Genomic DNA, 14,768 nt, shown 5'->3' with positions numbered 1-14,768 from the left:
TCCGGTCAACGCAGCGCGATCGTCGTGTTCACGCCGCCGGCCGTCGCGTCGTCGTCGAACCAGCGCGCGGTGACCGTCTTGGTCTGCGTGTAGAACTGCACGACCTGCTTGCCGTACGGCCCGAGATCGCCGAGCTTCGAGCCGCGCGAACCGGTGAAGCTGAAGTAGGGCACTGGCACCGGGATCGGGATGTTGATGCCGACCTGGCCGATGTCGATCTCGCTCTGGAACTTGCGCGCGGCCGCGCCGCTCTGCGTGAACAGGCCCACGCCGTTGCCCATCGGGTTGCGGTTGACGAGCGCGATCGCGTCGTCGAGCGTGTCGGCTTCGAGCACGACCACCACCGGCCCGAAGATTTCTTCCGTATAGATCGACATGTCGGTCGTCACGCCCGAGAAGATCGTCGGGCCGACGAAGTTGCCCTGCTCGTAGCCGGGCACCTTCACGTCGCGGCCGTCGAGTTCGAGCGTCGCGCCGGCCTTCACGCCTGCTTCGATCAGCGCGGTGATGCGCGCATGCGCGGCCTTCGACACGACCGGGCCGACATCGGTGCCCGGTTCGTGGCCCGCATTGACCTTCAGCGCCTTCGCCTTCTCGACGAGCTCGGGCAGCCAGTCGCGCGCCTTGCCGACCAGCACGACGACCGACGTCGCCATGCAGCGCTGGCCGGCCGCGCCGAAGCCCGCGCCGACGAGCGCGTTGATCGACTGCTCGCGGTGCGCATCGGGCAGCACGACCGCGTGGTTCTTCGCGCCCATCATCGACTGCACGCGCTTGCCGTGCTGGCTGCCGAGGTTGTACACGTGCGTGCCGACGCGCGTCGAGCCGACGAACGAGATCGCCTTGATGTCCGGATGCGTGCACAGGCGGTCGACCACCGTCTTGCCGCCGTGCACGACGTTCAGCACGCCTTGCGGCACGCCTGCCTCGATCGCGAGTTCGACGAGCTGCATCGTCGACAGCGGGTCCTGCTCCGACGGCTTCAGCACGAACGTGTTGCCGCAGACGATCGCCATCGGGAACATCCACAGCGGGATCATCCCGGGGAAGTTGAACGGCGTGATGCCCGCGCACACGCCGATCGGCTGGCGCAGCGTATACGTGTCGACGCCGCCCGCGACGTTCTCCGCGAACTCGCCCTGCTGCAGCGTGCCGATCGAGCATGCATGCTCGACGACTTCGAGGCCGCGGAAGATGTCGCCCTGCGCGTCGGGCAGCGTCTTGCCTTGCTCGGCGGTCAGCGTATGCGCGATCCGTTCGAGATTGCGGCGCACGAGATCCTGGAATTTCAGCATGATGCGCAGCCGCGCACCGATCGGCGTCGTCTTCCAGGTCTGGAACGCGCGCTGCGCGGACGCGATCGCGGCATCGACCTCGTCGAGCGTCGCGTACGGCACGCGGCCGATCGTTTCCTGCGTCGCGGGGTTGACGATGTCGCCCCATTCGGCGCTTCGCGAGTCGACGAACGCGCCGTCGATCAGCAGCTTGGCGGTGGGCAGGGCGAGGGTGGTCTGGGGAACTGCGGCGTTCATGGAACTCTCCGGAAAACGGTGGGGCGATGACAAAGGGCGCCTGCTTCCGCCGCGCGTGCACGCACGGCGGAGCACAGGACGAAAGGGGTTCGACTGGCGGCCGGCGGCAGGCTCAGGTGCGCGCCGGACGCATCAATGCGGTACACACGAGCGCGAATACGCCGAAGCCGACGAGGTACGCGATCACGTAGTGCGGCTGGCCGCCGCCGGCCTTGAGCAGCGACGTCGCGATCATCGGCGCGAAGCCGCCGCCGATCACGCCGGCCAGCTGCACCGACAGCGAGATGCCGCTGTAGCGGATTTCCGCCGGGAACTGCTGCGCGAACAGCAGCGATTCCGGCGCATAGAGGATCGGGAACACGACGCCGAGGCCGAGCACGATCGCCCACCACGCATACGACGTCTGCTGCGTGCCGAGCATCATGAAGAACGGCGCGGCGAACGCGCACATCAGCACGAGGCCGATCGCGAACATCCGGCGCTGGCCGATGCGGTCGCTCAGGTGGCCGCACAGCGGCATCGTGACGAGCGACAGCGCGGCGCCGGCCGTGATCGCGTGCAGCATCTCCGCCTTCGGCAGATGCAGCTGCTGCGTCGCGTAAGCCAGCGCGAACGTGACGACCATGTAGAACCACGTGTTCTCGGCGGCGCGTGCGCCGACGATCGTCAGCACTTCACGCGGATGGCGGCGCAGCGCGGCCGTCACCGGCGACTTCTCGGCCTTGCCCTGGCGCTGCATCTTCTCGAAGTCGGGCGATTCGGGCACTTTCGCGCGGATGAACCAGCCGAGGCCGACGAGCGCGATGCTCGCGAGGAACGGCACGCGCCAGCCCCACGACAGCATGTCGGCTTCCGGCAGCGCGGCGACCGCGGCCATCGCGACCGACGACAGGATCAGGCCGAGCCCGACGCCCGTCTGCGGCAGGCTGCCGAACAGCCCCTTACGGCCCTTCGGCGCGTGTTCGACGGCCATCAGCACCGCGCCGCCCCATTCGCCGCCGACCGCCATGCCCTGCAGGAAGCGCATCGCGATCAGCAGTGCGGCGGCCCAGTAGCCGATGCGGTCGTACGACGGGATCAGCCCGATGATCATGCTCGGCACGCCCATCAGCAGCAGCGTGATCATCAGCATCGACTTGCGGCCGATGCGGTCGCCGAAGTGGCCGAACACGATGCCGCCCATCGGCCGGCCGATGAAGCCGACCGCGAACGTGCCGAATGCGGCGAGCGTGCCGACGACGGGGTCCAGCGACGGGAAGAAGATGCGGTTGAACACGAGCGCGGCGGCCGTGCCGTAGAGGAAGAAGTCGTACCACTCGATCGTCGTGCCGGCCATGCTGGCCCAGCCGGCCAGCAGGTAGTGCTTCGCGGTGCGCTCGGGCGCCGGCGTCGCGATGGTCGCATGCTCATCGAGGGTGGATCGGGTCTGCATGGTGTCTCCGGTTTTATTGCCTGCAGCTCATGGTCCGCAGGTCAGGGTCGAGTATAGTTATGCGCGGATTCATCATGTACCGATAAAGAAACCGGTTGGATGTGCATTTATGCATATCGACGGCCGGCCCCGAGACACCAGCCCCTTTTCCCCTCGCCGATGCGACATGCCACCGAGCCGGTTTCCGGCAACCTGAACTGGGACGACCTGCGGTTCTTCCTCGAAGTCGCGCGCACGCAGCGCGCGAGCGGCGCCGCGAAGCGGCTCGGCGTCGATTACACGACCGTCGCGCGGCGCGTGCGCGCGCTCGAGGCGGCGATGGGCACGCTGCTGTTCGACAAGTCGCGCTCCGGCGGCTTCACGCTGACGGCCGAGGGGCAGCGGCTCGTCGCGTATGCGGACGCGATGGAGACGACCGTGCAGTCCGCGTGCGACCAGATCGCGAACACGGGCGAGGCGCTGTCGGGCCACGTGCGGATCGGGTCGACCGAAGGGTTCGGCTGCTTCTTCCTCGCGCCGCAGCTCGCGCAGTTTCGCGCCGAACATCCGCACGTGACGGTCGACCTGCTGCCCGTACCGCATTTCGTCAACCTGCCCAAGCGCGAGGCCGATCTCGCGATCACGCTCGAGCGGCCCGAGCGCGGGCCTTACGTGGTCACGAAGCTGTGCGACTACCGGTTGCGGCTCTATGCGACGCGCGACTACCTCGCGCACCACGCGCCGATCACGTGCACGGACGATCTCGCGCGGCACACGTTCATCAGCTACGTCGACGATCTCGCGTTCAGCAGCGAGCTGCTGTACCTGGATCGCGCGGTGCCGGGCGCGACGGCCGGGCTGCGCACGACGAGCGTGATCGCGCAGTACTTCGCGGCGCTGCAAGGCGGCGGGCTCGCGATCCTGCCGTGCTTCATGGCGGCCACGCAGCAGGCGCTCGTGCCGGTGCTGCCGGACGATGTCGTCGTCACGCGGTGTTTCTGGCTGACGTGCCGCGAGGATCTGCGCAAGCTGCGGCGCGTGACCGCGCTGTGGGATTACCTGCGCGCGGCGGCGGACGCGAATCGCGCGCTGCTGTCGGGCGAAGCGGGGACGTTGAAATTCGTCGGCGAGGCGGAATAGCGACGCGCGTGCTCGCTCGTCGAGATGGCGACGGCGGCGACGTGATCGGCATCGATGGAAAAACGGCCGGCGGTAATCGGGCCGGCTCGCGGGAGAAAGGGGAGGGCAGATGGCTTTGACGCATGCGGGCAAGGTTTTCGTGGTTTGTGTGGCCGTATTCGGCGTGGCGGCGTACTGGCTCGCCGCGCGCATGGTGCGCCGCCAGACCGGCGGCAAGCGCGGGGCTGGCGGCGCGGTCGCGTTCTGGTGGCTCGTGTGTTTTTGCCTGGTGTCGCTGTTTTTCCCGTTCGCGTACTGGATTGGCGACGAACTCCGCGAACTGGCGGTGTCGCCGAAATACGAGGCGACCGTCGTGTCCTACCAGTCCGAGTGGGACACCTGCGAGCGGCGCGACAGCAGCGGGCGCACCGAGCGCTACCGGTGCATCATGTACACGTCGATCCTGGAAGCCGTGATGCCGGATGGCAAGCGGGTCGTGCTGCCGGGCAACATCCGCTCGGGCGGCGTGCCGGAGATCGGCGAGAAGATCGATGTGGTGTTGCCGGCCGGGGCGACGCAACTGCATGAACGCAGCGTGCGCAGTATCGGCCTGCTGGCCGGTGGGGCGTTGATGGTCGCGATCATCGGGTATTTCGTCTACCTGATCGCGGCGTACGGCGCGGGAAAGAACATCGACGGTGCGGCGCGCTTTGGCATGGCGGCGGTGATGAACGGGCTCGTGCCGCTCGGCGCGCTGCTGATGGAAATCGGGTTCCTGAGCGTGCCTTACCGCTACTGGGCGCACGGGAACCCGGAGCAATGGCCGGTGTGGGTGCTGGCGCTTTGCATGGTGTTCGCGCTGGCGCTGCTGCCGTTGCTGCTGATCTATGCGCGGATTGCATGGCGCGCGGTGGTGAAGTAACGGAGGCGGGGTGACGTCGGGTGAGCACCGTGCTCAGCGCGCGAGGGGCTTCAGGCCGGTGTGGCGGATCTGCCTGTGGATCCCGCCGACGCCGGCCCGCCGGTATGCGGCGCGCAACGCGCGGCGCCGCACGATCGCGGCATAGGGGCGTGCCGTGCAACCGGCACTCGACCCGGGCACTCAACCCGGGCACTCGAGCCGGTCCGCGAGTTCGTTCAGGTCCCTGACGTCGAAATCCCACGCGTCGTCGGCCTGCAGGTCGGTCGTCTGGCCGGGCCCGTGCTCGGTCGGCCGCAGCACGAATGCGGTCGACAGCCCCTGCCGGCGCGCGGCCGCGAGATCGCCGTTGTGCGCCGCGACCAGGCACAGCTCGGCGGGCGCGAGGCCGAGAAGGTCGACGGTGTCGGTGTACACCTGCGGCGACGGCTTGTACGCGCGAACGACTTCCGCGCCGAGGATCGCATCCCAAGGCAGCCCCGCGCGCTTCGCGACGTCGACCATCAGCCGGATGTTGCCGTTCGACAGCGGCGCGATGACGAAGCGCCGCTTCAGCCGGTGCAGAGCCGCGACCGCGTCGGGCCACGGGTCGAGGCTGTGCCATGCGAGGTTGAGCGTGTCGATGTCCGCGTCGGGCACGCCGTCGATGCCGAAACGGTCGAGCGTGCGGACCAGGTTTTCGCGATGCAGCACGTCGAGCCGCACGTAGCGGCGGCGCCCGCTGCGGATTTCTTCCATCGACGGCGAGTATTCGGCGCGCCAGGCATCGGCGAACACGAACGGGTCGAGGGTCGGCGCGTGGCGCTCCAGGAACGCGGCGGCGCCGCGTGCGACACCGCTTCTCCAGTCGACGATCGTTCCGAAGACATCGAAAACGAGCGCCTTGATTTCGGCAGGGTTCGTCATGGTGATCCAGTGAAGGTCGTTCGATGAGGGTACCTATCGCCGGGCCGCCGGAATGCGCGACGCCGGTTCCGTCGACATTGAATCACGGATACGAAAACGCGGTCTGGCCGGCCGCGATGCTGTCCGATAGCAGCCGGCACGGCCGACGATGCCCGAGGCGTTCGCAGACGCGCGAACCTTTCGGAAGGCTGACCGCCGGCCGCGAGCGGCATCGCGACCGAGCGTAACCCCTGATGCACACGGACGCGCGGGGCGTCCCGTATTGGTGTTAAATATATTTCGGCGCACCCTGGCTCGGTGCGCGAAAACGGGGCGCATCGGGCATCGGCGTAAACCCGGAGCGAAAACGGCACGAAGGATCGATAACGAATCGGGCGCATCAGACCCGATCGGACAGACGGCAGGATTCATCTTGAATACCGAACCGCAGAGCTCTCGTTACAGCCTCGGTCTCGCGGCGGAAGTACTCGCGTCCGAGCAAAGCGTGCTGAGGCTGATCACGCGCAATACACCGCTGCCGGAACTGTTGGTCGAGGTCTGCCGGCGCGCCGAGACTTTGCTCGGCGATGGCGCGTCATGCACGATCCTGCTGCTCGATGCCGACGGCATGCACGTGCGCGTCGGCGCCGCGCCGTCGCTGCCCGCGCAGTACAGCGCCGCGATCGACGGCGCGACGATCGGCCCCGCGGCCGGCTCGTGCGGCACGGCGATGTACGAGCGCCGGATGGTCGCCGTCGAGGACATCGAAACCGATCCGCTGTGGGCCGACTACCGTGGCGTCGCGTTGCCGCTGGGCCTGCGCGCATGCTGGTCGGTGCCGTTCGTCGACGACGCGGGTGCCGTGCTCGGCGCGTTCGCCGTCTATCACCGCCGGCCGCGGCGGCCCAGCGACGAGGAAACCGAACTGTTGCGCGACATCGGCAACAGCGTCGGCCTCGCGGTACACCAGGACCGGATCGCGCGGCAGCTCGCGCGCAGCGAGGAACATCACCGGCTCGTCGTCAACAGCCTGAACGAAGGCATCCTCGTCGTATCGCGCGACGGCATCGTGATCGCGAGCAACCCGAGCGCGAGCCGGATGCTGCGCGCGAAGGGCGATCTCGTCGGCCGCCGGCTGTCGACCCTGATCCCGCGCAAGCTGCGCGAGGACGGCACGCCGATTGCGCCGCACGACTGGCCGAGCCGGCGTGCGCTCGAGACGGCCACGCCGATGCTCGACTACACGGTCGGCTTCGGCCTCGCGGACGGCGACATCATCTGGGTGCGCGGCAACGCGGTGCCGATCGTGCGGCCGGGCGAGACGCAGGCCGATTCGGTGCTCGTGTCGTTCAACGACATCGGCCCCGTGCGCGAAGCGCAGCAGCAACTGCGCTACCTGGCGACGCGCGATGCGCTGACGGGCCTCTACAACCGCCGCTGGCTCGCCGAGCGCATGCGCGAGCTGTTCGGCGGGCACGATGCGGGCCGGCCGGCACGCGTCGCGATCCTGTTCATCGATCTCGTCGGGTTCAAGAAGGTCGACGACACGGCCGGGCACGACGCGGGCGACGCGCTGCTGCGCAGCGTCGCGGCGCGGCTCGCGGCCTGCGCGGGCGGTCGCTACGCGCTGACGCGCGTGGGCGGCGACGAGTTCGTGATCCTCGTCGACGACTGCGACGATCCCGAGCGCCTCGCGGTGCTGGCGCGAGAGGTGATCGACGCGATCGCGAAGCCGTTCGCGATCGCGAACAACGAGTACTGGCTCGGCGTGTCGATCGGGATCAGCGTCGCGCCGCGCGACGGCGACGATGCGGTCACGCTGATGCGCAACGCCGATTCGGCGATGTACGACGCGAAGCAGCGGGGCCGCAATCACTTCACGTTCTTCACCGCGCAGCTCAACCTGCGGCTGCAGCGCCGCTTCGCGGTCGAGCAGTCGCTGCGGCGCGCGCTGACGTCGGACATGCTGCGGCTCGCGTACCAGCCCGTCGTCGACGCGCGCAGCGGCCGCACGGTCGGCGCCGAAGCGCTGCTGCGCTGGACCAGCCCCGAACTCGGGCCGATGTCGCCGGCGGAATTCATCCCGGTCGCGGAAGATACGGGGCTGATCGTCGCGATCGGCCAGTGGGTGCTCGAAACGGCCTGCAGGCAGATGGCCGAGTGGCGCCGCACGATCGCGCCGGACCTGATGCTGGCCGTCAACCTGTCGCCGCGGCAGTTTCACGAAGGGCTCGTCGAGTCGGTCGGCCGCTGTCTCGCGCAAACGCGGCTCGATCCGTCCGCGCTCGAGCTCGAGATTACCGAAGGACTGCTGATGAATGACACGGATACCGTGCTGCCGATGCTCGAAGCGCTCACCGACATGAACGTGCGGATCTCGGTCGACGATTTCGGCACCGGCTATTCGTCGCTCGCTTACCTGAAGCGTTTCCCGCTGCACAACCTGAAGGTCGACCGCTCGTTCGTGTCGGGCGTGCCCGATCACCACGACTCGGTCGCGATCACGCAGGCCGTCGTCGCGATGGCGCATTCGCTCGGCATGAAGGTGACGGCGGAGGGCGTCGAGACGCAGGCGCAATCGTGGTTCCTGCAGCAGATCGGCTGCGACATGCAGCAGGGCTACCTGTTCAGCCGCCCGCTGGACCCGAACGACTACGCGCGCCGGCTCGGCGCCGCGTAAACGGACGGGCGGCTCAGTCGCGTGGCACGCCGAACCCGCCGGCGCCGGGCGGCGGCGGCGACGAATCGATCTCGACGCGGTTCTTGCCTTCGTGTTTCGCGCGGTACAACGCACGGTCGGCCGCCTCGATCAGCACGGTCGTCGGCAGGCCGGGCGTGGGCACGATGCTCGCGCCGCCGATGCTGATCGTCACGGTGTTGCCGGTCGACGAATGCGCGTGCCGCAGTTGCAGCGCCTCGACCGCGAGCCGGATCTTCTCGCCGAGCAGCCGCGCGGCGCCCGGTGACGTGGCCGGCATCACGACCGCGAACTCCTCGCCGCCGAAGCGCGCGGCGAGATCGCCCGATTGCCCGAGGCAGCGCTCGAGGGTCGACGCGATCTGCTTGAGCACGCTGTCGCCCGACACGTGTCCGTACGTGTCGTTGTACAGCTTGAAATTGTCGACGTCGATCATCAGCAGCGACAGCTCGCTGCGCTCGCGCGTGCCGCGGCGCCATTCGGCCGCCAGGTATTCGTCGAGATAGCGCCGGTTCGACAGCCCGGTCAGGCCGTCGGAATGCGTGAGACGCCGCAGTTCGAGATTGGCTTCGAGCAGTTGCTGCTGCGATTGCCGCAGCGCGCGATAGGCCTCGTCGCGCTGCAGCAGGTTCATGTACGAGCGCGAATGGTAGCGGATGCGCGCGACGAGCTCGATGCGGTCGGGCAGCTTCACGAGATAGTCGTTCGCGCCGGCCGCGAACGCGGCGCTCTTGATCACGGGTTCTTCCTGCGTCGACAGCACGATGATCGGCACGTCGCGTGTCGCCGCGTTCGCGCGGTACGACTTCACGAGGCTCAGCCCGTCGATGCCGGGCATCACGAGGTCCTGCAGGATCACGGTCGGCCGCGTTTCGATCGCGGTGGTCAGCGCGTCGTCCGAGCGCGGGCAGTAGTGGAAGTCGATGCCTTCCTCGTCGACGAGCGCGCGCCGGACGGCTTCCGCGACGATCGTCTGGTCGTCGACCAGCAGCACCATGGCCGGCACGTCGGCGCTCGGCGTGGTCGGGCTGCCCGGCGGGCGGGTCAGGTCGCTAGTCATGTTCGATGCGGTGTGTTGCGAGGGCAGGCATGGGTGTTGCGCGGGTTCATCGGGCTCAGATCCGGGCGAGCGCCGCCAGCTCGCCCGCGATGCGGCCGAGCGGCAGGATCGCGCGCGCCGCGCCGAGCGTCGCGGCCGCCTTCGGCATGCCGTATACCGCGCTGGTCGCCTCGTCCTGCGCGATCGTATGGTAGCCCTTCATCCGCAGCGCCTTCAGGCCGATCGCGCCGTCGCGTCCCATTCCCGTGAGCAGCACGCCGATCACGCGGCCGGACCAGTGCTCGGTCAGGCTGTTGAAGAACACGTCGACCGACGGACGATACGGCGTCGCGGCCGGCTCGCGCGTGTATTCGAGCGTGCCGGCGCGGGTGATGCGCAGGTGGTCGTCGGTGGCGGCGAGCAGCGCGACGCCCGGTTGCGGGCGGTCGCCTTCGCGCGCGACGCGCACGGTGAGCGGCGTCTGGCCATCGAGCCATTGCGCCATGCCTTCCGCGAACGCGCGGTCCACGTGCTGCACGATCACGATCGGCGCGTTGAAATCCGCCGGCAGGCCGCCGAGGATCGATGCGAGCGCGCCCGGGCCGCCGGCCGACGCACCGATCGCGATCAGCGGACCGCCGCCGGCGCGCGCGGCCGTACCGGCGAGGCGCGTGCCGTCCGGCGCGTCGAGCAGCCGGCCGATCTGATCGATCTTCGCGAGCAGGAGTGCCGTCGTGTCGCCGGCCGCGCCGGCGCCGAGCCGCGGCGTATCGACCGCGTCGAGCGCGCCGGCGCCCATCGCCTCGAACACGCGCCACGCATTCGCGCCGATGCAGCTCGTCACGATCAGGATCGCGCACGGTCGTTCGGATCGCATGATCCGCCGCGTCGCTTCGATCCCGTCGAACTTCGGCATGATCAGGTCCATCAGCACGACGTCGGGCGGCTGCGCGGCGCACAGTTCGACGGCCTGCGCGCCGTCGGTCGCGACCCACAGCACGCGGTGCTCGGGTCGTCGCGCGATCGCGCGGCGCATCGCCTCGACGGCAAGCGGGAGGTCGTTGACGATGCCGATGTTCACAAGCGGAATGCTCCGGTCGGTTCGTAGTGTTGGAGATGGGCCGGGTTCATGGAAAGCATGGCCTGTCCGGCGCCGCCGAACGGCATCGGCGGGCGGACGGCACGGAATTTTTTTCGGTTGGCGACGCCCGCATGCTGTCATGCGGCGCGAGCGGCGGCAATCGAAAAATTCGCGCATGGCGCCGTTTCAGTGTTTTTCCTCTATGACGGTGCGGTGTTTTCCGGCGCCTGAGGGCGGCGGCCCGGTGCCGGCCGTGCATGTCGGGGCGACGGATCGTGCCGACGCGCCGTGCGGAAGCCGGCATGTTACCGTGCCGGCGTCGACAAAAAAGAAAGAGGAGAGCCTGATGACCGTGCCCGATACCGTACTCGTCAGCCGCGACCCGTACGCACCGGTCGTCATCGAGCGGGCCGGCCGGTTGCTGTACCGGATCTTCATCGAGAGCGGACATGCGTCGTTCTGCCGCGATTTTCCGGTCGAGCCGGACGCGGTGCGCGTGTTGCGCGACGACGCCGAGCGCTACTACTTCCTGTTCGCGGCACTTCACCATCCGTACCAGCTGAGCGCGACGAACCTGTCCGACGCGGAGCGCGCGCGCTATTTCAGCACCATCCTGTTTGCCGGCCGCGACGAGGTCGAAGCCTTCATGACGGAACTGGACCGCGCCAGTCACGGCGCGCTCGCCAACCTGCTGAGGATCTTCACGCAGGCCGACTACCGGCAGCTGCGCGCGGGCCGGTGGTTCGGCATGGGCGCGGGCACGCCGGCCGCGTAGCGGGCCGGATCGGGCACACCGGGCTGCCGGCCGCACGAGCCGATGCGCGGCCGCGCCGTCAATGGCTGCGCGCGTAGCCCTGGATCAGCGCGCGCATCATCCCTTCGACCGTCGCGTCGCGCAGGTCGCTTTCCTGCTCGGCTTCCTCGACGAGCGCGGCATAGGCCGTCGCGAGCGTCACGCGGTCGACTTCATGGCGTTGCTCCATCAGCGTCACCATCCCGTCCTTCGCCAGATGAGCGGAGAACGCGCGGCTGCCGATGGTCTGGAATACGTCAATCATGGCGGCTCTCCCGTCCGTTGCCGATGCTTTCCAGTTTAGTCGGCGGCCATGGGCTCCGCCACGCGCGTCGGCCGCCCGATTCCTCCGATGAAATACCGCCGACACAGGGTGCGTGCACGGTGTTCGCCGGTTTCAACGTTTACCCGAACCTGTAATTTGTCGACTTTTTATCGATAAAGTCTCGTGTTAGATTGCGCCGTCCGAGCCCGGTCGAAACCGGGCGGGCAGCGCGTTGCCTGGGTGCCGCGCATCCGACACAAGGAGGGGAAATGCTGGTGCTGATTGGGGTGCCGATCGTGGTGATCGGTTTCGCGCTGCGCTTCAACGCGCTGCTGGTGGTCACGATCGCGGGGCTCGCGACCGGGCTGGCGGGCGGCCTGAATCTGGTCGACATCGTCAGCGCATTCGGCAAGGCGTTCACCGAAAACCGCTACATGGGGCTGATCTGGCTGACGCTGCCGGTGATCGCGCTGCTCGAGCGCAACGGGCTCAAGGAGCAGGCGCGGCAGATGATCTCGCGCGTGCAGGCGGCGACCACGGGCCGCGTGCTGATGCTGTACTTCGTGCTGCGCCAGGCCACGGCCGCGCTCGGCCTCACGTCGCTCGGCGGCCATGCGCAGATGGTGCGGCCGCTGATCGCGCCGATGGCCGAAGCCGCCGCCGTCAACCGGCACGGCGAGCTGCCCGACGCGGTGCGCCAGCAGATCCGCGCGCATGCGTCGGGCGCCGACAACGTCGCCGTGTTCTTCGGCGAGGACATCTTCATCGCGATCCAGTCGATCCTGCTGATCAAGGGCTTTCTCGAGCAGAACGGCATCGCGATCGAGCCGCTGCACCTGTCGGTATGGGCGATCCCGACCGCGATCGCCGCGCTGCTGATCCATTGCACGCGCCTCGCGCTGCTCGACCGCCGGCTGACGCGCGGCTTCGGCCTGGTGAAGCAGGAGGGCGCGCGATGATCGGCCTCGAATCGCTGTACACGCTCGCGGGGCTGATGTTCGCCGCGTTCGCGTACTTCAACCTGACGGATCGCACGAACCCGCGCCGCGTCGTCAATTTCGCGTTCTGGGCGATCTACGCGGTCACGTTCCTGCTCGGCGCGCGGCTGCCGCACTTCGTGACGGGCTGCCTCGCGATCGCGCTGGCGGTGATCGCCGGCTCCGGCAAGCTCGGGCGCGGCAAGTCCGACGAAGCCGGCGACGCGGCGGCCGCGCGGCGCGAGACGCTCGCGCGGCGTTTCGGCAACCGGCTGTTCCTGCCCGCGCTGCTGATTCCGGTCGTCACGCTGATCGGCACGTTCGCGCTGAAGCTCGTGCCGTTCGTCGAACCGAAGAGCGTGACGCTGATTTCGCTCGTGCTCGGCACGATCGTCGCGTTCGTCGTCGCGCTCGCGATGCTGCGCGATTCGCCCGTGCATGCGCTGAAGGAAGCGCGTCATACGATGGACGCGGTCGGCTGGGCCGCGATCCTGCCGCAGATGCTCGCGGCGCTCGGCGCGCTGTTCGCGGTCGCGGGCGTCGGCGGCGTGGTGTCGGGGCTCGTGAAGGACTGGGTGCCGATCGATTCGCCGTTCGCGGTGGTGGCGGCCTACACGGTCGGCATGGCGCTGTTCACGATGATCATGGGCAACGGCTTCGCCGCGTTCCCGGTGATGACGGCCGGCATCGGCCTGCCGTTGATCGTCCACCAGTTCCACGGCAACCCGGCGATCGTCGGCGCGATCGGGATGCTGAGCGGTTTCTGCGGTACGCTGATGACGCCGATGGCCGCGAACTTCAACATCGTGCCGGCGGCGCTGCTCGAACTGAAGGACAAGAACGGCGTGATCAAGGCGCAGTGGCCGACCGCCGTGCTGCTGCTCGCCGTGAACACGCTGCTGATGTATGCGTTCGCATTCCGCTTCTGATTCGATGGACGAGACCCTCATGACCGACCGACTCACCCCCGAACTCGCGTCGAAATTCGCGTCGCTCGCGCTCGCGCACCTGACCCGCGAATATCCGAACAAGCTCACGCATGCGCTCGCAGGCCCGCACGACGTGCAGGCGCCGCGCGCGCTGCACCCGATCTTCTACGGCAGCTACGACTGGCATTCGTGCGTGCACGGCTACTGGCTCGTGCTGCGCGTGCTCGAACGCTATCCGGCGTTGCCGGAGGCCGAGCGCATCGTCGCGACCGTCGATGCGCATTTCACCGACGCGAACGTCGCCGGCGAGCGCGCGTATCTCGCGCTGCCGCACAACAGCGGCTTCGAGCGGCCGTACGGCTGGGCGTGGCTGCTCGCGCTGTCGGCGCAGCTCGAGCGGCTCGCGCTGAAGGGCGCGCTGCCGCAGGCCGCGCGCTGGGCGAAGACGATCGCGCCGCTCACCGACCTGTTCGTGTCGCGCTTCGAGACCTTCCTGCCGAAGGCGACCTATCCGCTGCGCGTGGGCACGCACTTCAACACCGCGTTCGCGCTGGCGCTCACGCTCGACTTCGCGCGCGACACGCAGCGCGACGGGCTCGCGGCGCTGATCGTCGATACCGCGAAACGCTGGCACCTGAACGACGTCGCGTGCCAGGCGTGGGAGCCGTCGGGCGACGAATTCCTGTCGCCCGCGCTGATGGAGGCCGAGCTGATGCGGCGCGTGCTGCCGGCCGCCGAATTCGACGGCTGGTTCGCGCGCTTCCTGCCCGATCTCGCGCGCGGCGAGCCGGCGACGCTGTTCGAGCCGGCGACGGTCAGCGACCGCAGCGACGGCAAGATCGCGCACCTCGACGGGCTGAACCTGAGCCGCGCGTGGTGCCAGCGCGCGCTGGCCGGCGCGCTGCCGGAGGGCGATGCGCGGCGCGTGAAGCTGCTCGACGCGGCCGACCGGCATCTCGCGAGCGCGCTCGCGCACGTGGCCGGCGACTACATGGGAGAGCACTGGCTCGCGACGTTCGCATTGCTCGCGCTGGACGCGTAGCGCGCGAAACCCCGCCGGCGGCAAGGTCTTCGGCGCGCGGCTATACTCGCCGCTCGGGCCGCCTCGTGCCATCCATGT

General features: G+C 68.7%; 14 protein-coding genes. 8 read left to right on the top strand and 6 right to left on the bottom strand.

The window, feature by feature from the left end; genetic code table 11:
* Positions 1–5 precede the first annotated feature (5 nt).
* Both HWX00_RS29490 and HWX00_RS29485 read right to left on the bottom strand, forming a co-directional pair.
* Positions 6–1,532: a CoA-acylating methylmalonate-semialdehyde dehydrogenase gene (locus HWX00_RS29490; protein ID WP_175027901.1), complete on the bottom strand. Its 1,527-nt coding sequence runs from the start codon at positions 1,530–1,532 to the stop codon at positions 6–8.
* Positions 1,533–1,644: 112 nt separating this feature from the next.
* Entirely contained in the window at positions 1,645–2,964 is a 1,320-nt protein-coding gene (locus HWX00_RS29485; protein WP_034185894.1) for an MFS transporter, read from the bottom strand.
* A 159-nt stretch (positions 2,965–3,123) separates the two neighbouring features.
* On the opposite strand from HWX00_RS29485, the gene HWX00_RS29480 reads away from it, so the two are divergent.
* Together HWX00_RS29480 and HWX00_RS29475 are read left to right on the top strand one after the other, a co-directional pair.
* Positions 3,124–4,083, top strand: coding sequence for a LysR family transcriptional regulator (locus HWX00_RS29480; RefSeq protein WP_175027900.1), 960 nt, complete (start codon positions 3,124–3,126; stop codon positions 4,081–4,083).
* A gap of 109 nt (positions 4,084–4,192) precedes the next feature.
* On the top strand, positions 4,193–4,984 hold the full coding sequence (locus tag HWX00_RS29475; protein ID WP_175027899.1) for a uracil permease: 792 nt from the start codon (positions 4,193–4,195) through the stop codon (positions 4,982–4,984).
* A gap of 180 nt (positions 4,985–5,164) precedes the next feature.
* Here the strand turns inward: HWX00_RS29475 and HWX00_RS29470 are convergent, their stop codons facing one another.
* Positions 5,165–5,887: a haloacid dehalogenase type II gene (locus tag HWX00_RS29470; RefSeq protein WP_175027898.1), complete on the bottom strand. Its 723-nt coding sequence runs from the start codon at positions 5,885–5,887 to the stop codon at positions 5,165–5,167.
* Between the two features lie 412 nt (positions 5,888–6,299).
* Between HWX00_RS29470 and HWX00_RS29465 the strand changes: the two genes are divergently transcribed.
* Positions 6,300–8,546, top strand: a complete 2,247-nt coding sequence (locus tag HWX00_RS29465; RefSeq protein ID WP_175027897.1) for a putative bifunctional diguanylate cyclase/phosphodiesterase — start codon at positions 6,300–6,302, stop codon at positions 8,544–8,546.
* A 13-nt stretch (positions 8,547–8,559) separates the two neighbouring features.
* Here the strand turns inward: HWX00_RS29465 and HWX00_RS29460 are convergent, their stop codons facing one another.
* Together HWX00_RS29460 and cheB are read right to left on the bottom strand one after the other, a co-directional pair.
* The gene (locus HWX00_RS29460) at positions 8,560–9,624 is read right to left on the bottom strand and encodes a diguanylate cyclase domain-containing protein (RefSeq protein WP_175027896.1); all 1,065 of its coding nucleotides are present in this window, start codon (positions 9,622–9,624) and stop codon (positions 8,560–8,562) included.
* Positions 9,625–9,679: 55 nt separating this feature from the next.
* A complete protein-coding gene (gene cheB / locus HWX00_RS29455) occupies positions 9,680–10,684 on the bottom strand; it encodes a chemotaxis response regulator protein-glutamate methylesterase (protein WP_034185900.1) in 1,005 nt (334 codons plus the stop codon).
* Between the two features lie 48 nt (positions 10,685–10,732).
* On the opposite strand from cheB, the gene HWX00_RS29450 reads away from it, so the two are divergent.
* Both HWX00_RS29450 and HWX00_RS29445 read left to right on the top strand, forming a co-directional pair.
* Positions 10,733–10,915 carry a hypothetical protein gene (locus tag HWX00_RS29450; RefSeq protein WP_175027895.1) on the top strand — a complete coding sequence of 61 codons (183 nt, stop codon included), beginning with the start codon at positions 10,733–10,735 and terminating at the stop codon, positions 10,913–10,915.
* A gap of 115 nt (positions 10,916–11,030) precedes the next feature.
* The gene (locus tag HWX00_RS29445; protein WP_124609776.1) at positions 11,031–11,459 is read left to right on the top strand and encodes a hypothetical protein; all 429 of its coding nucleotides are present in this window, start codon (positions 11,031–11,033) and stop codon (positions 11,457–11,459) included.
* 58 nt (positions 11,460–11,517) lie between these two features.
* Here the strand turns inward: HWX00_RS29445 and HWX00_RS29440 are convergent, their stop codons facing one another.
* Entirely contained in the window at positions 11,518–11,742 is a 225-nt protein-coding gene (locus HWX00_RS29440; RefSeq protein ID WP_034185901.1) for a hypothetical protein, read from the bottom strand.
* Positions 11,743–12,011: 269 nt separating this feature from the next.
* Between HWX00_RS29440 and HWX00_RS29435 the strand changes: the two genes are divergently transcribed.
* From HWX00_RS29435 to HWX00_RS29425, 3 genes are read left to right on the top strand one after another with little or no spacing between them, the layout of a single operon-like run.
* The gene (locus HWX00_RS29435) at positions 12,012–12,701 is read left to right on the top strand and encodes a DUF969 domain-containing protein (RefSeq protein WP_049035857.1); all 690 of its coding nucleotides are present in this window, start codon (positions 12,012–12,014) and stop codon (positions 12,699–12,701) included.
* The gene (locus HWX00_RS29430; RefSeq protein ID WP_034185903.1) at positions 12,698–13,648 is read left to right on the top strand and encodes a DUF979 domain-containing protein; all 951 of its coding nucleotides are present in this window, start codon (positions 12,698–12,700) and stop codon (positions 13,646–13,648) included. The genes HWX00_RS29435 and HWX00_RS29430 overlap by 4 nt, the downstream gene beginning before the upstream one ends.
* A gap of 19 nt (positions 13,649–13,667) precedes the next feature.
* Positions 13,668–14,690 (top strand): DUF2891 domain-containing protein, encoded by a 1,023-nt coding sequence (locus HWX00_RS29425; RefSeq protein ID WP_034185904.1) that lies wholly within the window; start codon positions 13,668–13,670, stop codon positions 14,688–14,690.
* Positions 14,691–14,768: the final 78 nt, after the last annotated feature.

The sequence above is a fragment of the Burkholderia seminalis DSM 23518 genome (assembly GCF_902832885.1).
Lineage (GTDB): Bacteria > Pseudomonadota > Gammaproteobacteria > Burkholderiales > Burkholderiaceae > Burkholderia > Burkholderia seminalis.
The sequence above is the reverse complement of the archived record's forward strand: the minus strand, read 5'-3'. Positions and strand labels throughout refer to the sequence as shown.